The following is a 20,031-nucleotide window of genomic DNA, read 5'->3' as shown; positions in this document are numbered from 1 at the left end:
GATCTCGAGCTCGGGCGCGCCGGGGTCAGTCGCTGATATCGAAACCGGCGACGACCTTGGTCGGGCGCACGCGCACCGCCAGCTCGCCGGGCGCGGAGTTGCGGCGGCCGAACTCCCCGGCGCGCTCGGCGCCCATGTACCGCGCGCCGGCGCGGGTGGCGACGTCGAGCACCTCGGCGGGGTCCTCGCTCACCGTCGCCACCCCCTGCACCTGAACGAACGAATACGGCGGATGGGGATCGTCGACGCAGATCACCACCCGCGGATCGCGATGCAGGGCGCGGCCTTTGGGCGTGTCACGGCCGGTGTTGAACACCAGCTGTCCGTCGTCGACGACGAACCACACCGGAGCGACCAGCGGCCGGCCGTCGGCGGCGACGTACCCCAGCATCCCGGTGCGGGTGCCGGCCGACAGGAACTCGACGACTCGGGCCGAGAGCTCGGCCATGCGTTAGAGCCGGGCCAGGTCGTAGTCGCCGAGGTGGTCGATCAGATTGTGCAGGTGGTCGCCGGAGGTGCCCAGCGTGTGCTCGATCGCGGTGAGCCGGGCCGCGTAGTGGGCGACCGGATATTCCGCGGTCACGCCGATTCCGCCGTGCAACTGGATCGACTCCTGCGCGATGTGCCGACCCGCGCGGCCGATCTGCAGCTTGGCCCGCGAGGCGATCACCGGGTCGAGGTCGCCGTCGGCGATCGACATCGACGCGTACAGGCTCATGCTGCGCGCCAGCTCCAGCGACACATACATGTCGGCCGCCCGCTGCGTGAGCGCCTGAAACTTGTTGAGCGTGACGCCGAACTGCTTGCGGGACTTGAGGTAATCGGTGGTCAGCCGCAGCGCCTCCTCCATCGCCCCGACCGCTTCGGCGCACAGCCCCGCCTGGATGCGGATGACGGCGTCGCGGATGGCCCGCGTCGCGTCGCCCCCCTCGCCGAGCGGTTCGGCGGCGGCGCCGTCGAGATCGACCTGCGCGCCCCGTTGTCCGTCGAAGGTCCGGTACGGGTGTCGGCTAACGGAGGTGCTTTCCGGGCCCGCGTCGACCAGGAACAGGCCGGTGCCGCCGTCCGGCAGCGCGGCGCTGACCACCAACGCGTCGGCGCAGTCACCGGCGAGCACCGGGTTCTTACGTCCGCTCAGTGCCCATGAATCCCCTTGCCGCACAGCCTGAGTGGTCACCGTAGCGGTTGGCGTGCGGTGGCCCGGTTCCAGGTGCGCGAAGGCCAGCAGCCGCTGGCCGGCCGCCACGGCGTCGAGCTGTTCTTTCTGGGCGTCGCTGCCCAGCTCGGCGATCAGCGCACCGGGCGCCAACGCGGCGTGCAGGATCGGTTCGGGCGCCAACCGTCGGCCGGCCTCGGTCAGCACGACCATGATCTCGATCTGGCCCGCCTCCTCCGGGTCGAAGCCGAGGCCGAGGATGCCGGTGTCGGCGAGCTGACTCCATACCTCACGGCTCCAGCCCAGGTCGGAGCCGATGACCTTGTTGCGGCTCTCCGGGTCATAGCTGCGCGACAGCAGGTCGCGGGTCGTGTCGCGGAGCAGGGTCTGCTCGTCGGTCAACTGAAAGTCCATGGCTGCCTCACAATCCCAAAATGGTGGACGCGATGATGTTGCGCTGCACCTCGTTGCTGCCGCCGTAGATCGACGTCTTGCGGTAGTTGAGGTAGTGCGGCGCGCTGTGTTGCGCCCAGTCCGGAGACGCGATGCCGTCGCCGTCGGCGGGCAGCGCGTCGGCGCCGGCCACCTCGACGAGCAATTCGGTGGCGATCTGCTGTAGCTGGCTGCCGCGCAGTTTGAGCACCGAAGACGCGGGGTTGGGCTGCCCGTTCGCGGAATCGGTGACGACCCGCGACTGCGTGAGTTCCAGTGCCAGCAGCTCGTTTTCGGCCTCGGCCAGCCGGGCCGCGAACAGGGGATCTTCGAGCACCCCGGTCGCCGCGGCGTGCTTCTTCACCTCGGCGAGGCGCACTTTGGTCCGTCCGACACCGGCGATACCGGTCCGCTCGTTGCCCAGCAGGAATTTCGCGTACGTCCAGCCCTTGTTCTCTTCTCCCACAAGCTGATTGGCGGGCACGCGGACGTCCTCGAAGAAAATCTCGTTGACCTCGTGACCGCCGTCGATCGTCTTGATGGGCCGCAGGGTGATGCCGGGGGTCTTCATGTCGAACAGCAGAAACGAAATGCCGGCCTGGCGCTTGGGCGCCTGCGGGTCGGTGCGCACGAGGCAGAAGATCCAGTCCGCGTACTGGCCGAGCGTGGTCCAGGTCTTCTGGCCGTTGACGACGTAGCTGTCGCCATCCCGCACCGCGGTGGTCCGCAACGACGCCAGGTCCGAACCGGCCTCGGGCTCGGAGAACCCCTGGCACCACCAGATGTCGAGGCTGGCCGTCGGCGGCAGGAAGCGTTGTTTGACCTCCTCCGAACCGAATTCGGCGATCACCGGCCCCACCATTTTGGTGTTGAAGTTCAGCGGCTCCGGGACGCACGCCAGTTGCATCTCGTCGGCCCAGATCTGGTGCTGGGTGGGCGTCCAGTCCTTGCCGCCCCATTCGACCGGCCAGTTCGGCACCGCCAGCCCGTGCTCGTGCAGGATCTTGTGGCTGGTGACGATGTCGTCGCGATTCACTTCCGCCGAGCCCCGGCGCACCCGCTCGCGCAGCTCTTCCGGGATCTTCGTTGTGTAAATGGAGCGGAGTTCGTCGCGGAACGCGGCTTCCTCCGGTGTGAGCGCCAGTTGCACGGCGGCCTCCTGTCGTCTGGGGGGAACATGGCTACCAGCGTCGGATGGAGCCCGGTTCTGGCGATGCGTTCTTGGTTCCATATTGACCCATCCCGTGCAGCGGGTTGTGCACAGCCTCGGCTTAGTCCACAGTCTCCGGCCGCGGCGCCGCCGCGCCGGGCCGAGCCGGTGGTCGGCGCACCTACGGTCGGCGCATGCGAACTGAACTTCCCGCCGAGCGTCTGCAGCGGCGACTCGGCGCCGAACCGGACGCCGGGTCCGACGGCGCGGAGCCGGCGCCGGCCGATCAGGCGGTCGACGAGGACCAGAATTCGCTGCTCCCGCGCTGGCTGCCCGCCGCGTCCCCGGATCGGGGCTGGCTGGCCAGGCTGCGCGCCGACCCGGGACGGTCCGGCGCGATCGGGCTGGCGATCGTGGCCGCCCTGGCCGTGCTCGTCACGGTGTTCACGCTGTTGCGCGACCGGCCGGCGCCGGTGATGTCGGCCAAACTGCCGCCGGTGCAGGCGGCGTCGACGGCCGGCCCGAAGTCGTCCGCCAGCCCGGGCCCCAGCCCCGACCGGCCGGTGGTGGTGAGCGTGGTGGGCCTGGTGCACAGCCCCGGGCTGGTCACCCTGGCGCCAGGGGCGCGCGTTGCCGACGCGCTGCAGGCGGCGGGCGGAGCCGCGACCGGGGCGGACACCGTCGGGCTGAACATGGCGCGTCCGCTCGGCGACGGCGAACAGATCGTCGTCGGCCTCGCCCCCGTCCCCGGGCAGCCGGCGGCATTGGCGAGCTCGGTGGCTTCGGGCTCCACGCCCACGCCGAAGCCGCCGCGGACGGGGACCGGACCGGTGCGGCCGAAGGCGGGTGACGTGGTCGACCTCAACACGGCGACCGTGCAGGACTTGGACGCCTTGCCCGGTGTCGGCCCGGTCACGGCGGCCGCGATCGTCGCCTGGCGACAGGCCCACGGCAAATTCACCAGCGTCGACCAGCTCGCCGAAGTCGACGGCATCGGGCCGGCGCGGCTGGAGAAGTTGCGCGCCCTGGTCCGTGTCTGACACCCGCGGTTCCGGCGTCGTCGAGCCGGGCGCGGCGCGTGTCGACGCTCGCCTGGTGCCGGCCGCGCTCACCTGCTGGGTGGTCACCGCCGCCGGGATCTGGTGGCCGATCGGCCGGGTGCTGGCCGCGTGGTGCGTGGTGTTGGCCGCCGCCTCGGGCGCGCTGGCGTGGCACGCGGCGCGCGGGCGGGGCGGAACCGGGCGGCTGCGGGCCGTCAGCGCCGGCCTGATCTCGGTCGGGGTCATCGGCGCGGGGTTCGGGTTGGCGGTCGCGCTGCGCGCCGAAGCGGTAGATCGCCACCCGATCACGGCGGCCTTCGGGACCGCCGCCCCGGTGACGGTCACCCCCACCGAGAGCCCGGTGTCGCTCGGTCGCGGGCGGCTGATGTTCCGCGCCAAGCTGCAGCGCCTGCGCGACGCGCGGATTGCCGGACGGGTGGTCGTCTTCGCCCGGGCCTCGCACTTCGAATCGGACGCCGGCGGACTGATGGTGGGCCGGCCGGTGCGGTTCACCGCGCGGATCGGCCGTCCGACCCGCCGAGACCTCACGGTCGCCGTGCTCAACGCGTCGGGCCGGCCGACCGCGGGCACCGCCGGCGCCGTGCACCGGGCGGCCCACACGGTGCGCGGTCGGTTCGCCGCCGCCGTCCGCGGCGCGTTGCCCGCCGAGCGGGCGGCGATGCTGCCCGCCCTGGTTCTGGGTGACACCTCGGCGGTCACCGCCGAGACCGACCGCGAATTTCGCGCGGCGGGGATGACCCACCTGATGGCGGTGTCGGGCGCCAACGTGACCATCGTGTGTGCCGCCGTGCTGTTCTCGGCGCGGTTGATCGGCCCGCGGGCGGCCGTCGTCCTCGCCGCGCTGACACTGGTCGCGTTCGTCGTCGTGGTGCAGCCGACGGCAAGCGTGTTGCGGGCGGCAGTGATGGGCGCCATCGCGCTGGCGGGCGTGCTGTTCTCCCGGCGGCGGCAAGCCATCCCGGCGTTGTGCGCCGCGGTGCTGGGTTTGCTGGCGATAGCCCCCCAGCTGGCCGTCGACGTGGGCTTCGCGCTGTCCGTGGTCGCGACGGCGGCGTTGGTCGTCATCGCGCCGGCCTGGTCGCGGCGGCTGGTGGGGAGGGGTTGGCCCCGGCCGCTCGCCGACGCGCTGGCCGTCGCCGCGGCCGCGCATGTGGTGACCGCGCCGCTGGTGGCCGGCATCTCGGGGCGGTTCAGCCTGGTGGCGGTGGGCGCCAACCTCGCGGCCGCACCGGTGATCGCGCCGATCACCGTGCTGGGCAGCGCCGCGGCCGTCTTGAGCGTGCCGTGGCCGTCCGCCGCGCAGGTGTTGATCCGCTTCACCGGCCCCGAACTGTGGTGGGTGATCAGGGTGGCGCGCTGGTCGTCCGGCGTGCCCGCGGCGACGCTGCCCGTCCCGTCCGGGCCGCCCGGAGTCCTGCTGGTCGGCGGGGTGACGGCGCTGGTCGTCGTGGCGGTCACGCGGCTGCGCGGCCGCCGCTGGTTTGGTGGCGCGGTCGCCTTGGGCGCGGTGGCGGCGGCGCTCTGCGCGCTGGCCTGGTGGTTGTCGAGGCTGCTGGATCCCGCGTAGTCGGTCCGTCGTGACACCATCGTGGGGTGAACGAGGATTCGCCGTTGCACCTGGTCCTGGGAGACGAGGAGCTGCTGGTCGAGCGGGCGGTGGCCGAGGTGTTGCGGTCGGCGCGCCAGCGGGCCGGCTCCACGAACGACGCCGACGTTCCGGTCAGCCGGATGCGGGCGGGTGACGTCAGCACCTACGAGCTCGCCGAACTGCTGAGCCCGTCGCTGTTCGGTGACGAGCGCATCGTCGTGCTCGAGGCCGCCGGCGACGCGGGCAAGGAGGCGGCCCCGGTGATCGCCTCGGCAGCGGCCGACGTCCCGCTGGGCACGACGCTGGTCGTCGTGCATTCGGGCGGCGGGCGGGCCAAGGCGCTGGCCGCCGAGTTGCAGGCACTCGGCGCCGTCGTGCATCCCTGCGCGCGGATCAGCAAGGCAAGTGAACGAATCGACTTCGTGCGCAAGGAGTTTCGCGCGCTGCGGGTCAAGGTCGACGAGGAGACCGTGACCGCCATGCTGGACGCGGTCGGGTCCGACGTGCGGGAGCTGGCGGCTGCTTGTTCGCAGCTCGTCGCCGACACCGGGGGGATCGTCGACGCGGCCGCGGTGCGCCGCTACCACAGCGGCAAAGCCGAGGTGAAGGGGTTCGACATCGCGGACAAGGCGGTGGCCGGCGACGTCGCGGGAGCCGCCGAGGCGCTGCGGTGGGCAATGATGCGCGGTGAGCCGCTGGTGGTTCTTGCCGACGCGCTGGCCGAAGCCGTCCACACGATCGGCCGGGTCGGCCCGCTGTCAGGTGATCCCTATCGGCTGGCGTCGCAGTTGGGGATGCCGCCCTGGCGGGTGCAGAAGGCCCAGAAACAGGCGCGGTATTGGTCGCGCGACAGTGTGGCGGCGGCGATGAAGGTGGTGGCCACGCTCAACGCCAACGTCAAAGGCGCCGTGGCGGACGCCGATTACGCGCTGGAATCCGCGGTCAGGCAGGTGGCCGAGCTGGCCGCCCACCGGGGCCGGTGAGCGCGCGCGGGGCTCAGAGCTTGTTGAGCGCCCGCGCCAGCGCCGACTTCTTGTTGGCCGCCTGATTCTTGTGGATCACGCCCTTGCTGGCCGCCTTGTCCAGCTTGCGGGTGGTCGCCGCGAGCAGCTCCGTGGCCTTGTCCTTGTCGCCGGCATGGGCGGCCTCGCGGAACGCGCGCACGGCGGTGCGAAGCGAGGACTTCACCGACTTGTTGCGCAGTCGAGCGCGCTCGTTGGTGCGATTGCGCTTCTGCTGCGACTTGATGTTGGCCACGCTTCTAGTTCCTTCTCCGATTTCGACGTTTGGTTCAGGCGCCGGATATCACCACAGCGACTGCCCAGGTTATCAGTCGGTTACGTTTTCTCCCAAAACGGGAACCCGTGGCCTGCCATAACGCCAATTTGAGGCAGCATCTAAAAAGTGAGTCTTCCGAGCCAGCTTGAGGAACACAGGCGGGCGTTGCGCGCTGCGCGTGCCGAGCACATCTTTGGCGGGTACAACGCGTCGTCGGACACCTATTCGATGGCCTTCGACGAGATGTTCGACGCGCAGGGCACCGTTCGGGGTCCCTACAAGGGCATCTACGCCGAGCTCGCGCCGTCCGACGCCTCGGAGCTCAAGGCCCGCGCCGAAGCGCTGGGCCGCGCGTTCATCGACCAGGGCATCACGTTCTCGCTGTCGGGTCAGGAGCGCCCGTTTCCGCTCGACCTTGTTCCGCGGGTGATCTCCGCCGCCGAGTGGAGCCGGTTGGAGCGCGGCATCATCCAGCGCGTCAAGGCGCTCGAGATGTATCTCGACGACATCTACGGCGATCAGGAAATCCTGAACGACGACATCATCCCGCGCCGCCTCATCACTTCCTGCGAGCATTTCCACCGCGAGGCGATGGGCATCGTCCCGCCGAACGGCGTCCGCATCCATGTCGCCGGCATCGACCTGATCCGCGACGAGAAGGGCAACTTCCGCGTCCTCGAGGACAACCTGCGCTCGCCGTCGGGCGTCTCCTATGTCATGGAGAACCGGCGGACCATGGCGCGGGTCTTCCCGAACCTGTTCGCCACGCACCGGGTGCGTGCGGTCGACGACTACGCGTCGCACCTGCTGCGTGCCCTGCGCAATTCCGCGGCCACCAACGAGGCCGACCCGACGGTGGTGGTGCTGACCCCCGGCGTGTACAACTCGGCGTACTTCGAGCATTCGCTGCTGGCCCGCCAGATGGGCGTCGAGCTCGTCGAAGGTCGCGACCTGTTCTGCCGGGACAACCAGGTCTACATGCGCACCACCGAGGGCGAGGTGCAGGTGGACGTCATCTACCGGCGCATCGACGACGCCTTCCTGGACCCGCTGCAGTTCCGCGCCGACTCGGTGCTGGGGGTCGCCGGCCTGGTCAACGCCGCGCGCGCCGGGAACGTCGTCGTCTCCAGCGCCATCGGCAACGGTGTGGGCGACGACAAGCTCGTCTACACCTATGTGCCGACCATGATCGAGTACTACCTGGGGGAGAAGCCGCTGCTGGCCAACGTCGAGACGTACCGGTGCTGGCTCGATGACGAACGGGAAGAGGTGCTGGACCGCATCGACGAGTTGGTCCTCAAACCGGTGGAGGGATCGGGCGGCTACGGCATCGTGTTCGGCCCGGGCGCATCCGACAAAGAGCTGGCCACCGTCGCCAAGAAGGTCCGCGACGATCCGCGTAGCTGGATCGCGCAGCCGATGATGGAACTGTCGACCGTGCCGACGCAGATCGGCGACACCCTGGCCCCCCGCTACGTCGACCTGCGCCCGTTCGCCGTCAACGACGGCGATGACGTGTGGGTGCTGCCGGGCGGGCTGACCCGGGTGGCCCTGGTCGAGGGCTCGCGGGTGGTGAACTCCAGTCAGGGCGGTGGGTCGAAGGACACCTGGGTGCTGGCGTCGCGCGCGTCCGGCGGCGAGCGGGAGCTCGGCGCGGCCGAAGTCGTGCGGTCGCTACCCGAGTCCATTTCCGATCCGGCGCTGGACGGCGCGCCGCGGCTGACGCAGACGCAGACGCAGCCCACCGAATCGCCACAGGAACAGCAGCTCCAGCAACAGCACCAGCGCCGGGCGAGGCGCTGATGCTGGCGCGTAACGCCGAGGCGCTGTTCTGGATCGGCCGCTATGTCGAGCGGGCCGACGACACGGCGCGCATTCTCGACGTGGTCCTGCACCAGCTGCTCGAGGATTCCAGCGTCGACCCCGACCAGACGTCACGGCTGTTGCTCCGGGTGCTCGGCATCGATCCCCCCACCCACGACCTCGACGTGTGGTCGTTGACCGACCTGGTGGCCTTCAGCACCAACGCTTCCGGGGGTTCGTCCATCGTCGACGCCATCACGGCGGCGCGGGAGAACGCGAAGTCGGCGCGGGAGGTGACGTCCAGCGAGATCTGGGAGTGCCTCAACACCACCTATCACGCGCTGGCCGAACGCGAGCGCGCCGCCAGACGCCTCGGGCCCCACGAATTCCTGTCCTACGTCGAGGGCCGGGCGGCGATGTTCGCCGGGCTGGCCGACTCGACGCTGTCGCGCGACGACGGGTACCGATTCATGGTGCTGGGTCGCGCGATCGAGCGGGTCGACATGACGGTCAGGCTGCTGCTGTCGCGGGTGGGGGACAGCGCGTCGTCCCCGGCATGGGTGACGCTGTTGCGCTCCGCGGGCGCCCACGACACCTATCTGCGCACCTACCGCGGCGTGCTCGACGCCGGGCGGGTCGTCGAGTTCATGATGCTCGACCGGCTTTTCCCGCGTTCGGTGTTCTATTCGCTGCGGCTGGCCGAACACAACCTCGACGAACTGCTGCACAACCGGCATAGCCGGATCGGGGCCACCGGGGAGGCGCAACGGCTGCTCGGGCAGGCCCGCAGCGAACTGGAATTCGTGCAGCCCGGTGTGCTGTTGGAATCCTTGGAGCTCCGCCTGGCCGGACTGCAGCGAACCTGTCGCGATGTCGGAGAAGCGTTGTCCGTTCAGTACTTTCACGTCACTCCCTGGGTGGCGTGGTCGGACGCCGGCGACCGCGCCAGGCTGGTCGGCCGGCCGGGAGATAACTGATGTGGCGGCTGCGTGTGGTGCACACCACCGGCTACGCCTACCAGTCGGCGGTTACCGCCTCCTACAACGAAGCGCGCCTGACCCCGCGGTCGAACTCCCGGCAGAACGTCATCCTCAACCGCGTCGAAACCATCCCGGCGACCCGGTCCTATCGCTACATCGATTATTGGGGCACGGCCGTAACGGCTTTCGACCTGCACGCGCCGCACACCGACCTCACCGTGACGTCGTCCTCGGTGGTCGAAACCGAGGGGCCCGAACCGCCGGTCACCGACGTCGGCTGGCGCGAGCTCGACTCCGAGGTCGTCATCGATCGGTTCGACGAATTGCTGCGCCCCACGGCCCACGCCCCGGCGAGCAAAAAGGTGACGTCCGTGGCCAAGAAGATCGCCAAGTCGCACCAGCCCGCCGAGGCCGTCGTCGCCGCGGCGCACTGGGTGCGCGGCGAGCTGGAATACCTCCCCGGCACCACCAGCGTGCACTCGTCGGGGCTGGATGCGCTGAACGAGGGCCGGGGAGTGTGCCAGGACTTCGTCCACCTGTCGCTGATGTTGTTGCGCGCCATGGGAATTCCCGCGCACTACGTTTCGGGGTACCTGCACCCCAAGCGCAACGCCGTGGTCGGGGACACCGTCGACGGGCGCAGTCACGCCTGGATCCAGGCGTGGACGGGCGGGTGGTGGAGCTACGACCCCACCAACGAAACCGAGATCTCCGAGCAATACGTCAGCGTGGGCGCCGGACGCGACTACACCGACGTCCCCCCGCTGAAAGGCATCTACTCCGGGCAGGGGGCGACCGATCTCGACGTCGTCGTGGAGGTCACCCGGCTGGCGTAGCCGCGCCGCGAATGACCGTTACGGCGCGTTGATTTCGACGCGAAGCAGGTCGTCGCCCAGTTCGATCCGACCGCTGAACTTCGAGGCCGCCAGCGCCCGCCACTGTTCTTCTTGGCCCGGCACCAGCGCCGGCACGTAGTGCGTCATGACCAGGGTGCCGACCCCGGCACGGGCCGCGGTTTCCGCCGCCTCTTCGACCGACGAGTGGTAGTCGCAGATGTCCTGGAGCCGCTGTTGCGGAATGTTGGCGACGATGTCCTTGCGGATCACGGTGTGCACCAGCGCGCTCGCGCCCGCCGCCAGCTGGTCCAGCCCGGCGCAGGGCACCGTGTCCCCGGCGAGCACCACCGACGCCGTCCCGTAGTCGATCCGGAATCCGACGGTCGGCGCCACCGGCCGGTGATCGGTGGGCGCCACGCGGATCGACACGCCGTCGCGGTCCCACACCGCCCCCTCGGTGCATTCGTGGACCTCGACCGCCGGTGGGGCGTTCAGGTCGGCGTGATGAGCGAGCCGGTACTCGATGTCGTGACGGAACGCGTGCAGCGTCGCCTCCACCGTCTCCGCGGTCCCGGGTGGTCCGATGATCGGCAGCGGCGCCGGATCGGGTGCGAACGTGCTGATCCAGCGGGTGATGAGGAGGTCGCCGAGGTCGCCGATGTGGTCGCTGTGCAAATGGGTGATCAGCAGCGCCGACAATCCGGCGGCGCCGACGCCCACCGCCGCCGCGCGCTGCAGCACGCCACGCCCGCAATCCACCAGAAACGCCTGCCCGCCGGCGCGGATCAGTGTCGACGGCCCGGCCCGGTTGGGGTCGGGGATCGGACTCCCCGTCCCGAGGAGCGTGATCTCGATCATGGCCCCCATCTTGCAAGGCGCGGCCCGCCGGAGTGGGGCAATCGGGCGATCCGGCCCGGCGCGGCGCGCCCCGGTTTCGGACGACGACGTCAGGGTATGGACACGGATCGGCCACCGGTTCCCGTCGTGGCTTTTGCGCCGCGCGAGTTAGCCGTAGCCTGTGTGAAGCGGATCACAACCGGCTGGAGGCCTTGATGCGGATTGCAGACGTCTTGCGGAACAAGGGCGCGGCGGTGGTGACCATCAACCCCGAGGCGACGGTCAAAGAGCTGCTCGCCGGCCTCGCCGAGCAGAACATCGGGGCCATGGTGGTCGTCGGCGACGAGGGCGTCGTCGGCATCGTCTCCGAGCGCGACGTCGTGCGCCAGCTGCACACCCACGGCGCCAGCGTGCTGTCGCGGCCGATCTCCAAGATCATGACCGCCAACGTCGCCACCTGCACGAAAGCCGACACGGTCGACTCCCTGAGCGTGCTGATGACGAAGAACCGGGTGCGCCACGTGCCGGTGCTCGACGGCAAGAAGCTGATCGGCATCGTCAGCATCGGCGACGTGGTGAAGACCCGAATGGAAGAACTCGAGGCCGAACAGCAGCAGCTGCAGTCCTACATCACGCAGGGCTGATAACCCGGGCGATCAGCTCCAGGAATAGTCAGCGCGCAACCGCTCGGCCACCAGGTCGAAGATTTCCCGATCCAGGATCGCGCCCTCGCGGCGGATGCTCTCTTCGGGCACGTCGAGCACCCGGTCCAGCCGCACCCAGCTCTGCCTGCCCTCGTAATCCCAAGCGCCGGAACCGATCGCGATCCAGTCCCGGTCGTCGGCGTGGCGGTCCTGGCTGGACACCATCAACCCCAGCAAGACGCGGCGGTCACGACCGACCACCAGCACGGGGCGGTCCTTGCCGCGGGTGGGATCGTCCTCGTAAACCACCCACGTCCACACGATCTCGCCGGGATCGGCCCGGCCGTCGAGGTCGGGGGCGTAGACCAGCTTGCGCGCGCGCTGCGCGGTGGGGAAGCTCGTGCTCGTCACCGGGCGGCCCGCGGCGATCGCGGGCTGTTGCGGCGCGGCGGCGGCGATGACGTTCGCGGTGATCTTGACCGCCTGCTGCAGTTCGCGCAGCACCGTCTGCGAGTTCTGCACGTGCCGGGCCAGTCGCGGGGCCCGGTCGAACACCAGGTTTTCCGCGAACCGCTGGAACGTCTTCCACTGGGATTTGCGGGCAGACGCCATATTCGCAGCATAGACGCGGGCGGCTGGGTGCGATTGTGTCCAAGTAGGTCTGGGCGCCCCAGCCTGGATACCCTGGACATACCCACGAGCCGGCGTTCCAGCGGCCGCACGCATGCCCAGACCAGGAGATCCCCATCAGCAGTTTCGCCGACAAGACCTTCACCGCGCCGGCGCAGATTCGGAACTTCTGCATCATCGCCCACATCGATCACGGCAAGTCCACGCTGGCGGACCGGATGCTTCAGCTCACCGGCGTCGTCGACGAGCGGATGATGCGCGCCCAGTACCTGGACCGGATGGACATCGAGCGGGAACGCGGGATCACCATCAAGGCGCAGAACGTCCGGCTGCCCTGGAAAGTATCCGGCGGCGACGATGCGGGAAAAGAATTCGTCCTGCACCTGATCGACACCCCGGGCCACGTCGACTTCACCTATGAGGTGTCCCGGGCGCTCGAGGCCTGCGAGGGCGCGGTGCTGCTGGTCGACGCGGCCCAGGGCATCGAGGCGCAGACGCTGGCCAACCTGTACCTGGCGCTGGACCGCGACCTGACCATCATTCCGGTGCTCAACAAGATCGACCTGCCCGCCGCCGACCCGGACCGCTACGCGGCCGAACTCGCGCACATCATCGGCTGCGAGCCGGACGACGTGCTGCGGGTATCCGGCAAGACCGGCGAGGGCGTGCCCCAGCTTCTCGACGAGGTGGTTCGGCTGGTGCCGCCTCCGCAGGGCGACGCCGACGCGCCCACCCGGGCGATGATCTTCGACTCCGTCTACGACATCTACCGCGGTGTGGTGACCTACGTCCGGGTGATGGACGGCAAGATCGTCCCGCGTGAGCGCATCCTGATGATGTCCACCGGCGCCACCCACGAGCTGCTCGAGGTGGGCATCGTCTCGCCCGAACCCAAGGCCACCGAGGGCCTGGGGGTCGGGGAGGTGGGCTACCTCATCACCGGGGTCAAGGACGTCCGCCAGTCCAAGGTCGGCGACACCGTGACGACGGCCCGGCACGGCGCCACCGAGGCGCTGACCGGTTACCGCGAACCCAGGCCGATGGTCTACTCGGGCCTGTATCCCGTGGACGGCTCGGACTACCCCGACCTGCGCGACGCCCTGGACAAACTGCAGCTCAACGACGCGGCGCTGACCTACGAGCCGGAAACCTCGGTGGCGCTGGGCTTCGGCTTCCGGTGCGGTTTCCTGGGGCTGCTGCACATGGAGATCACCCGAGAGCGCCTGGAACGCGAGTTCGACCTGGACCTGATCTCCACGTCGCCCAACGTCGTCTACCGGGTGATCAAGGAGGACGGCACCGAGATCGTGGTGACCAACCCGTCGGACTGGCCCGAGGGCAAGATCGGCACGGTCTACGAGCCCGTGGTCAAGACCACCATCATCGCGCCCAGCGAGTTCATCGGCACCATCATGGAGCTCTGCCAGTCGCGCCGCGGCGAACTCGGCGGCATGGACTACCTGTCGCCCGAGCGGGTCGAACTGCGCTACACCATGCCGCTCGGCGAGATCATCTTCGACTTCTTCGACTCGCTGAAGTCACGCACCCGCGGCTACGCCAGCCTCGACTACGAGGAGGCCGGCGAGCAGGAGGCCCAACTGGTCAAGGTCGACATCCTGTTGCAGGGCGAGGCCGTCGACGCGTTCAGCGCGATCGTCCATAAGGATGGGGCTTCGGCCTACGGCAACAAGATGACCACCAAGCTCAAGGAGCTGATTCCGCGCCAGCAGTTCGAGGTGCCGGTGCAGGCGGCCATCGGGTCGAAAATCATTGCGCGCGAGAATATTCGGGCGATCCGCAAGGACGTGCTATCCAAGTGCTACGGCGGGGACATCACCCGCAAGCGCAAGCTGCTGGAGAAGCAGAAGGAGGGCAAGAAGCGGATGAAGACCATCGGGCGGGTGGACGTCCCGCAGGAGGCCTTCGTCGCGGCGCTGTCCACGGACGCCGCGGGTGACAAGGGCAAGAAATAGCCGTGACGCCGACGCGAGCCGGAGCCCTGGTCGGTATCGGCCTGCTGACCGTCGCTCTGACCACCGGCTGCACCGTCTCGGGCACCGCGCGACCCGCGCCGGGTTTGAAGCCCCACCCGGTCACGGGGCAAGCCGTCAAGAAGGTGCTGCTCGACGACGGTGAGCTCGCCAAGCTGCTCGGCCAGTCCTTTGGCACCAAGGCCGAACTTCCGGCGCGGTTCGGCGGGCCCGAGGTGTTGCCGCCGGCGTTCGGGGCGGTCTCACCGCTCAACTGCGTCGGCGTCACCTCGATGATGGTGAAGAACGCCTACCAATCCGGCGACGTCAAGAACGGGGCGCGAGCGACGTGGTGGAACCTGCGCGGGCCGGCGAAGGTGATCAGTGTGGCCGAGGGCGTGGTCGCCTTGTCCAGCACTGCCGGGGCCGCCGCCTTGTTCCAGCAGTTCGCCCAGCAATGGCGCGACTGCGACGGCACGACGGTGACCATCGGGCGCCCCAGCACCATCACCGACCGTCCCGCGATCGTGTTCTCGGACACCATTTCCGAGGTGCGAGTCGCTGATTCCGTTCTGGCGGCGACTATTTCGATCGACACCCAGTTGCCCGGCATACCGTCGAGCGGGCCGCGGCCCGAGGCGCGTGCGATCGGCGTGCGGGGGAACTGCCTCGTCGAAGTCGAGGTGGCGTTCTTCAATTCGACGAGCCCGTCGGACGCGGGATCCGGCGATGTGCACCGCAGCGCCGTCGACGTCGCGCACGCGCTGATGGACAAGGTCAGCGGGTTGAGCTGACGCGCCACCTGGCACCGTCCTGGGACTTTTCTGGGGTTGAGCTGTGCTCACGTGTCTCTGCCGTCTTCGCCGTGCCGTCGAGCCTAAACTCGGTGGGAGTGAGAGGTGGCCGAAAAGCGCATGGGAAGTATTTGCGGCATTGGAATGCCCCGGCCCGCGTTTGTTGCCGCGTTGTCCGGCCGTCGCGGCGGTCGCGGCCGGCGTTGGTGCGCAGCGGCACTTCTGGTCGTCCTGATGTCGGCGACGGGCTGCTCCGTCACGGTTGCCGGCGCGGCGCGGCCACCAGCGAACCCCACGCCGCGATCCCTCGCCGGGCAAGCCCTCAAGCGGGTGCTGCTCGGCAGGAGCGCGCTATCCCGCATCGTCAAGGAGTCGTTGGAGCCTGACCCGCGTTTCCCGCCGCTCTTCGGAGGTCCCGAGATGTTGGGGGGCGCGGGCGTGGGGTGGTCCGAAAGCTGCCTCGGAGTGGCGGTGATGATGCAGCGAGGCGCCTACCGATCCGCCAATGTGAAAGATGTTGCGCTCACCACCTGGCGGCCCGACGCCGGGTCCGCCGCGGCGGTGACCAGGGTGCAGGAGGCCGCCATCAGCCTGCCCACCGCCGCTGACGCCGATGCCCTTTTCGCGACGTTCTCCAGGCAGTGGCAAGAATGCGATGGCAAGACGGTGCCCATTTCGGGCGGAAGTCTGCCGCTGGAAGTGCAAGTCAGTCACGTCCAGAGCGCCGTTTCCGTTGTCGCGGCGACCATTTCGATGCGATGGAGCACAGCGCCCTTGTTCTCGCCCCCATCGCTTCCCGCCGCGCGGGCCGTCGGCGTGCGGGACAATTGCCTGATCGAGGTCGAGGTCGATTTCATCGGCACATCCGGCCCGTCGCCGGGAGCGCAGAGGGACATCAACTCCAGCGCGCTGGACATTGCGCAAGTCATGCGGGACAAAGTGAGCGCGCTGAGCTGACCCCGCGCGCTTGCGATCGCCGCTACATCGGCGCGTTGGCGGGCTGGAACATCCCGGAGCCGTCGGCCTCCTCCTCGGCGCGGATCACGTGCACGACCGCGTTGATCAGCGCCAGGTGGGTGAACGCCTGCGGGAAGTTGCCCAGGTGCCGGCCGGTGCGCGGCTCGATCTCCTCGGCGTAGAGGTGCAAGGGGCTGGCGTAGGACAGCAGCCGCTCGCACAAGCGCTTGGCGCGCGCCACCTCGCCGATCTCCACCAGCGCCGACACCAGCCAGAACGAGCAGATGGTGAACGTGCCTTCCTCCCCGGACAGCCCGTCGTCGGTCTGTTCGACGCGGTACCGCAGAACCAGGCCTTCGGAGGTGAGTTCGTCGGCGATGGCCAGCACGGTGTTGCGCACCCGGGGGTCGTCCGGCGGCAGGAAGCGGGTCAGCACCACCAGCAGCAGCGAGGCGTCCAGCGCGTCGCTGCCGTAACGCTGGGTGAACACCCCGCGGGAATCCACCCCGTTTTGCAGGATGTCGTTCTTGATCTCCTCGGCGATGGCCCGCCACTGCTGGGCGTAGCTCTTCTCGCCCTGGCGCTCGGCCAGCTTCGCGCCGCGGTCGAGCGCGACCCAGCACATCACCTTCGACGAGGTGAAGTGCTGCGGTTCGCCGCGGACCTCCCAGATGCCCCGGTCGGGCTCGCGCCAGTGCTTGATGGCCTCCTCCACCTGCTTCTTCAGCACCGGCCACAAACTCTCCGGGATCTGCTCGCGGGATTTGCAGTGCAGGTAGAACGAATCGAGGATGGAGCCCCAGATGTCGTGCTGGACCTGGTCGTAGGCGCCGTTGCCGATGCGCACCGGGCGGGCATGGTCATACCCGGACAGGTGGTGCAGCTCCTCTTCGACCAGGCTGCGTTCGCCGCCCACGCCGTACATCACCTGCAGCGGGTGCCGCTCGTTGCTGTTGGCGCCGGAGACGTCGGCGATGAACGCGAAGAAGTCGTCGGCCTCCCGGTCCAGTCCCAGCGTGTAGAGGCCCCACAACGCGAACGTCGAGTCACGCACCCACGCGTAGCGGTAGTCCCAATTGCGTTCGCCCTGCGGCGTTTCCGGCAGCGAGGTGGTGGCGGCCGCCAGCAGCGCCCCGGTGGGAGAGTACGTGAGCCCCTTCAACGTGAGCGCGCTGCGTTGCAGGTAGGCCCGCCACGGGTGGTCCGGGAAGTTGCCGATGTTGATCCACTGCCGCCAGCACTCGGTGGTCTGCCACATCTTGTCCGCGGCCTCTTCGTAGGTCTGCGGCGCCGGGTGCTTGGTCCAGCTCAGGGCGACGAACACATCGTCGCCCTCTTTCATCCGCGTGCGTGCGCGCGCCTCGCGGCCCTCCAGCCCGATCCGCAGATTCGTGGTGAGCCGCAGGGTCGGGTGCGCGTCGGGCTGCTTGGCGGCCCGCGCGATGGCCTCGCCGTACGCGTTGGCCGAGTACTCCCAGGTGGCCCCGACGCGGTGGTAATCGAAGGCGGGCTCGCAGCTCATCATCAGCTCGACGGTGCCGCTGACGCAGCGCACCGTGCGCAGCAGGATGTGCTCGGCGTCCCAGTCCATCGGCGTGCGGCGGTGGGTCCGCGACCGGCGCTCGATGTCGTGCCACGGCCCCATCACCAGCGCGTCGCGCACGATCAGCCAGCCGGTGTGGGTTTGCCAGGTGGTCTCCATGATCAGGCTGCCGGGCAGGTAGCGGCGGGCCGAGGGCACCGAGACGCCGTAGGGGCCGAGCCGAAAGTGGCCGGCGCTGCGGTCCAGGATCGCACCGAACACGCTGGGCGAGTCGGGCCGCGGCACGCACAGCCATTCGACGGATCCCGCGGGGGAGATGAGGCACGTCGTCTCCCAGTCCGACAGGAAGGCGTAATCGGCGATCGGCGGGAACGGGTTCCGCAGTGCTGCGCTGGAAGCGAGCGGCGCCGGTGCGCTGAAGTCGATGTTCGAAGGCAAGACCGCCGGAGCCGCTTCGAATGCCTCCTCGGGCATGGCGTCGGCGGGCTGGTCATCGGGCTGGGCGTGCAGGACCATCCCGACATCATCATCTGTTGAGCGGCCCGGCGTCCATTCTTTCGGCGACGTGGCGCCGCACCCGATCAGCCGCGGCGGCGGGCAAACCTCGGTGCGTGCTCGGGCAGCGGACCGATCGCCACGAGGTAGCCGGCCAGTCGCCGCAGCGCGGCGAACCGGCCCACCAGCCGCACACCCAGCGGTGCGCTGTCCTCGTTTCCGCTGACCGCCGCGGCTATCACGTTGGCATGGATCGCCCGTTGCGCCGCCTGGAGCAGCACGGTGGGCAGCCAACGACGCGCCTGCACCCGGGCCAACCGCCAGGTGGGCACCCGGCCCGCGCGCAACGCGCCGGCCAGGATGCGCGCCGCGGCCACCGCGTCCGCCACCGCGAGGTTGATGCCGATCCCGCCGACCGGTGACATCGCGTGCGCGGAGTCGCCGATGAGCAGGACGCCGCCGGCATACCAGCGCCGAAGCCGATTCAGCTGTACGTCAAGCAGTTTCACGTCGTCGAACGAGGTCAGCGTCGCCACGCGGTCACCGAGCCAGGGCACCATGCTGACCAGCGCACGGTGCAGGGCCTCGATGCCCTGCGACCGCAGCCGGGCGTCGGTTCCCTTCGGGATGATGTAGGCGATCTGGTAGTAGTCGCCGCGGTCGATCACGATGACCGCGTGTCCGGCCCGCAGCACGCCGGCCAGTCCCCGCGGATCGCCGGGGTGGCGGGGCAACCGGAACCACCACACGTCCATGGGAGCGCCGAAATTCTGCGGTTCGAGGCCGAGCGCCGAACGGACCGTGGAAGAGCGACCGTCGCAGGCCACGGTCAGCTCGGCGCGCATGTTTTTCACCTGACCGGTCTGGTCGCGGTAGGTGACGCCGACGACGCGGTCGGCGTCCCGGATGACGCCGGTCACCTCGGTGCTGCGCAACAGCCGGAAGGTCGGCTCGGCCTCGGCGGCCGTGGCCACCAGCTCCAAGAAGTCCCACTGCGGCACCAGGGCGATGTGCTTGTGCGCGCCCGGAAGACGGGTCAGGTCGAGGGCCACCGGTTCGTTCTGTATCTCCATGTGGACGGTGTCGATGAGGCGATGCGGAATCTGCGCGAACCGCGAGCCCAGGCCCAGCTCGTCGAGGAGCCGCAAGGTGCTCGCGTGCACGGTGTCCCCCCGAAAATCGCGGAGGAAGTCGGCGTGCTTTTCCATCACCGTGACTTCGACGCCGGCGCGGGCGAGCAGCAGGCCCAGCACCATGCCCGCCGGGCCGCCGCCGGCGATCAGGCAGGCCGTCGCCTCGGGCGCGGACGACGGGGCAGCCATGCGCCGATCTTGGCACATTGGCCCTCGGCGCCAAGGCCGAATAGGGTGAGCCCGTGACCGCGTTCCTGAATTGGTGGGACGGCAACGAGCTGTGGCTTTCCGGACTCGCTTTCGTGCTCCAGGCCATGGTGGTGATGCCCGTCGTGCTGGTGGTGGCGGCCGTCACGGCGGGCCTGCTCGATGGCCTGCTCGGCAAGAGCATCGCCTTGATGCGCCGTGCCCGCCGCGCCGGCGAGGCGCCCGGGTAACGCGCATGCCTCGGTCACACGTGACGTTGATTCTGGTCGCGCTCGTGGTGCTGGTGATCGTCGCGTGGTGGGTAACGCACTGAGCGCGCGGGTTGCCCGCTCGGCGGTCGTGCGCTGGCGGCCCCGTCGATTCCTGTTAGGCTTCCGGCCATGCAGGTGACATCGGGTGTCGTCGAACGCCATGTCTTCGTGCACTGTTGTCGCTGACTGCCAAACCCGTGTGCGGTCTGGTATGGGGTCCGTGATGTCTCCTGTCGTTTAAGGCGCCTTTCCGCAACGGGACCGCTATCTCCCAAGTCCCCGGTAT

General features: G+C 69.3%; 18 protein-coding genes and 1 pseudogene. 11 read left to right on the top strand and 8 right to left on the bottom strand.

The genetic code is table 11. From position 1 onward, the window contains the following. Window positions 1–25: 25 nt before the first annotated feature. The 3 genes from G6N37_RS10985 to G6N37_RS10975 are packed head-to-tail and all read right to left on the bottom strand — an operon-like array spanning window position 26 to window position 2,738. Entirely contained in the window at window positions 26–448 is a 423-nt protein-coding gene (locus G6N37_RS10985) for a PPOX class F420-dependent oxidoreductase (RefSeq protein WP_163679816.1), read from the bottom strand. Window positions 449–451: 3 nt separating this feature from the next. After that, on the bottom strand, window positions 452–1,570 hold the full coding sequence (locus tag G6N37_RS10980) for an acyl-CoA dehydrogenase family protein (protein WP_163679813.1): 1,119 nt from the start codon (window positions 1,568–1,570) through the stop codon (window positions 452–454). Between the two features lie 7 nt (window positions 1,571–1,577). Further along, window positions 1,578–2,738 carry an acyl-CoA dehydrogenase family protein gene (locus tag G6N37_RS10975; protein ID WP_163679810.1) on the bottom strand — a complete coding sequence of 387 codons (1,161 nt, stop codon included), beginning with the start codon at window positions 2,736–2,738 and terminating at the stop codon, window positions 1,578–1,580. 194 nt (window positions 2,739–2,932) lie between these two features. Between G6N37_RS10975 and G6N37_RS10970 the strand changes: the two genes are divergently transcribed. Genes G6N37_RS10970 through holA form a run of 3 tightly spaced genes read left to right on the top strand, consistent with a single transcriptional unit; the run spans window position 2,933 to window position 6,370 of the window. Next, window positions 2,933–3,778: a ComEA family DNA-binding protein gene (locus G6N37_RS10970; protein WP_163679807.1), complete on the top strand. Its 846-nt coding sequence runs from the start codon at window positions 2,933–2,935 to the stop codon at window positions 3,776–3,778. Next, on the top strand, window positions 3,771–5,366 hold the full coding sequence (locus G6N37_RS10965; RefSeq protein ID WP_179961890.1) for a ComEC/Rec2 family competence protein: 1,596 nt from the start codon (window positions 3,771–3,773) through the stop codon (window positions 5,364–5,366). The genes G6N37_RS10970 and G6N37_RS10965 overlap by 8 nt, the downstream gene beginning before the upstream one ends. Window positions 5,367–5,410: 44 nt before the next feature. After that, the gene (gene holA, locus G6N37_RS10960) at window positions 5,411–6,370 is read left to right on the top strand and encodes a DNA polymerase III subunit delta (protein WP_163684909.1); all 960 of its coding nucleotides are present in this window, start codon (window positions 5,411–5,413) and stop codon (window positions 6,368–6,370) included. 13 nt (window positions 6,371–6,383) lie between these two features. On the opposite strand, the gene rpsT is transcribed toward holA, so the two are convergent. Further along, entirely contained in the window at window positions 6,384–6,644 is a 261-nt protein-coding gene (gene rpsT / locus G6N37_RS10955; protein ID WP_163679804.1) for a 30S ribosomal protein S20, read from the bottom strand. A 147-nt stretch (window positions 6,645–6,791) separates the two neighbouring features. On the opposite strand from rpsT, the gene G6N37_RS10950 reads away from it, so the two are divergent. The 3 genes from G6N37_RS10950 to G6N37_RS10940 are packed head-to-tail and all read left to right on the top strand — an operon-like array spanning window position 6,792 to window position 10,284. Beyond that, window positions 6,792–8,468 (top strand): circularly permuted type 2 ATP-grasp protein, encoded by a 1,677-nt coding sequence (locus tag G6N37_RS10950; RefSeq protein ID WP_163679801.1) that lies wholly within the window; start codon window positions 6,792–6,794, stop codon window positions 8,466–8,468. Continuing rightward, window positions 8,468–9,445, top strand: a complete 978-nt coding sequence (locus G6N37_RS10945; RefSeq protein WP_163679798.1) for an alpha-E domain-containing protein — start codon at window positions 8,468–8,470, stop codon at window positions 9,443–9,445. Before G6N37_RS10950 ends, G6N37_RS10945 begins: the two co-directional genes overlap by 1 nt. Continuing rightward, window positions 9,445–10,284 (top strand): transglutaminase family protein, encoded by an 840-nt coding sequence (locus G6N37_RS10940; protein ID WP_163679795.1) that lies wholly within the window; start codon window positions 9,445–9,447, stop codon window positions 10,282–10,284. Before G6N37_RS10945 ends, G6N37_RS10940 begins: the two co-directional genes overlap by 1 nt. Before the next feature lie 18 nt (window positions 10,285–10,302). Here G6N37_RS10940 and G6N37_RS10935 read toward each other — a convergent pair whose 3' ends face one another. Further along, window positions 10,303–11,142, bottom strand: a complete 840-nt coding sequence (locus G6N37_RS10935) for a ribonuclease Z (RefSeq protein ID WP_163679793.1) — start codon at window positions 11,140–11,142, stop codon at window positions 10,303–10,305. Window positions 11,143–11,336: 194 nt separating this feature from the next. On the opposite strand from G6N37_RS10935, the gene G6N37_RS10930 reads away from it, so the two are divergent. Further along, window positions 11,337–11,765 (top strand): CBS domain-containing protein, encoded by a 429-nt coding sequence (locus G6N37_RS10930; protein WP_163679791.1) that lies wholly within the window; start codon window positions 11,337–11,339, stop codon window positions 11,763–11,765. Window positions 11,766–11,777: 12 nt separating this feature from the next. Here G6N37_RS10930 and G6N37_RS10925 read toward each other — a convergent pair whose 3' ends face one another. Next, entirely contained in the window at window positions 11,778–12,377 is a 600-nt protein-coding gene (locus G6N37_RS10925) for a type II toxin-antitoxin system PemK/MazF family toxin (RefSeq protein ID WP_163679789.1), read from the bottom strand. Here G6N37_RS10925 and lepA point away from each other — a divergent pair. The 3 genes and pseudogenes from lepA to G6N37_RS10910 all read left to right on the top strand — a co-directional run bounded on the left by lepA (window position 12,359) and on the right by G6N37_RS10910 (window position 16,116). Next, window positions 12,359–14,368, top strand: a pseudogene (lepA, locus tag G6N37_RS10920) (translation elongation factor 4). The gene G6N37_RS10925 and the pseudogene lepA overlap by 19 nt on opposite strands. Window positions 14,369–14,370: 2 nt before the next feature. Continuing rightward, entirely contained in the window at window positions 14,371–15,159 is a 789-nt protein-coding gene (locus G6N37_RS10915) for a sensor domain-containing protein (protein WP_232075416.1), read from the top strand. 105 nt (window positions 15,160–15,264) lie between these two features. After that, window positions 15,265–16,116 (top strand): sensor domain-containing protein, encoded by an 852-nt coding sequence (locus G6N37_RS10910; protein ID WP_197745732.1) that lies wholly within the window; start codon window positions 15,265–15,267, stop codon window positions 16,114–16,116. Between the two features lie 22 nt (window positions 16,117–16,138). Here G6N37_RS10910 and G6N37_RS10905 read toward each other — a convergent pair whose 3' ends face one another. Both G6N37_RS10905 and G6N37_RS10900 read right to left on the bottom strand, forming a co-directional pair. Then, window positions 16,139–18,175, bottom strand: a complete 2,037-nt coding sequence (locus G6N37_RS10905; RefSeq protein WP_163679787.1) for a glycoside hydrolase family 15 protein — start codon at window positions 18,173–18,175, stop codon at window positions 16,139–16,141. A gap of 65 nt (window positions 18,176–18,240) precedes the next feature. Beyond that, the gene (locus tag G6N37_RS10900; protein ID WP_163679785.1) at window positions 18,241–19,476 is read right to left on the bottom strand and encodes an FAD-dependent oxidoreductase; all 1,236 of its coding nucleotides are present in this window, start codon (window positions 19,474–19,476) and stop codon (window positions 18,241–18,243) included. Window positions 19,477–19,529: 53 nt separating this feature from the next. Between G6N37_RS10900 and G6N37_RS10895 the strand changes: the two genes are divergently transcribed. After that, window positions 19,530–19,724, top strand: a complete 195-nt coding sequence (locus G6N37_RS10895) for a hypothetical protein (protein ID WP_163679783.1) — start codon at window positions 19,530–19,532, stop codon at window positions 19,722–19,724. Window positions 19,725–20,031 lie beyond the last annotated feature (307 nt).

This window comes from Mycobacterium seoulense (assembly GCF_010731595.1).
Classification (GTDB): Bacteria; Actinomycetota; Actinomycetes; order Mycobacteriales; family Mycobacteriaceae; genus Mycobacterium; species Mycobacterium seoulense.
This window is presented reverse-complemented; position numbering and strand designations above follow the sequence as displayed.

Excerpts from the sequence above, each read along its gene's own strand:
- G6N37_RS10985 (WP_163679816.1), bottom strand. The coding sequence starts at position 448 with ATGGCCGAGCTCTCGGCCCGAGTCGTCGAGTTCCTGTCGGCCGGCACC.
- G6N37_RS10980 (WP_163679813.1), bottom strand. The coding sequence starts at position 1,570 with ATGGACTTTCAGTTGACCGACGAGCAGACCCTGCTCCGCGACACGACC.
- G6N37_RS10970 (WP_163679807.1), top strand. The coding sequence starts at position 2,933 with ATGCGAACTGAACTTCCCGCCGAGCGTCTGCAGCGGCGACTCGGCGCC.
- G6N37_RS10945 (WP_163679798.1), top strand. The coding sequence starts at position 8,468 with ATGCTGGCGCGTAACGCCGAGGCGCTGTTCTGGATCGGCCGCTATGTC.
- G6N37_RS10940 (WP_163679795.1), top strand. The coding sequence starts at position 9,445 with ATGTGGCGGCTGCGTGTGGTGCACACCACCGGCTACGCCTACCAGTCG.
- G6N37_RS10935 (WP_163679793.1), bottom strand. The coding sequence starts at position 11,142 with ATGATCGAGATCACGCTCCTCGGGACGGGGAGTCCGATCCCCGACCCC.
- G6N37_RS10930 (WP_163679791.1), top strand. The coding sequence starts at position 11,337 with ATGCGGATTGCAGACGTCTTGCGGAACAAGGGCGCGGCGGTGGTGACC.
- G6N37_RS10925 (WP_163679789.1), bottom strand. The coding sequence starts at position 12,377 with ATGGCGTCTGCCCGCAAATCCCAGTGGAAGACGTTCCAGCGGTTCGCG.
- G6N37_RS10905 (WP_163679787.1), bottom strand. The coding sequence starts at position 18,175 with ATGGTCCTGCACGCCCAGCCCGATGACCAGCCCGCCGACGCCATGCCC.
- G6N37_RS10900 (WP_163679785.1), bottom strand. The coding sequence starts at position 19,476 with ATGGCTGCCCCGTCGTCCGCGCCCGAGGCGACGGCCTGCCTGATCGCC.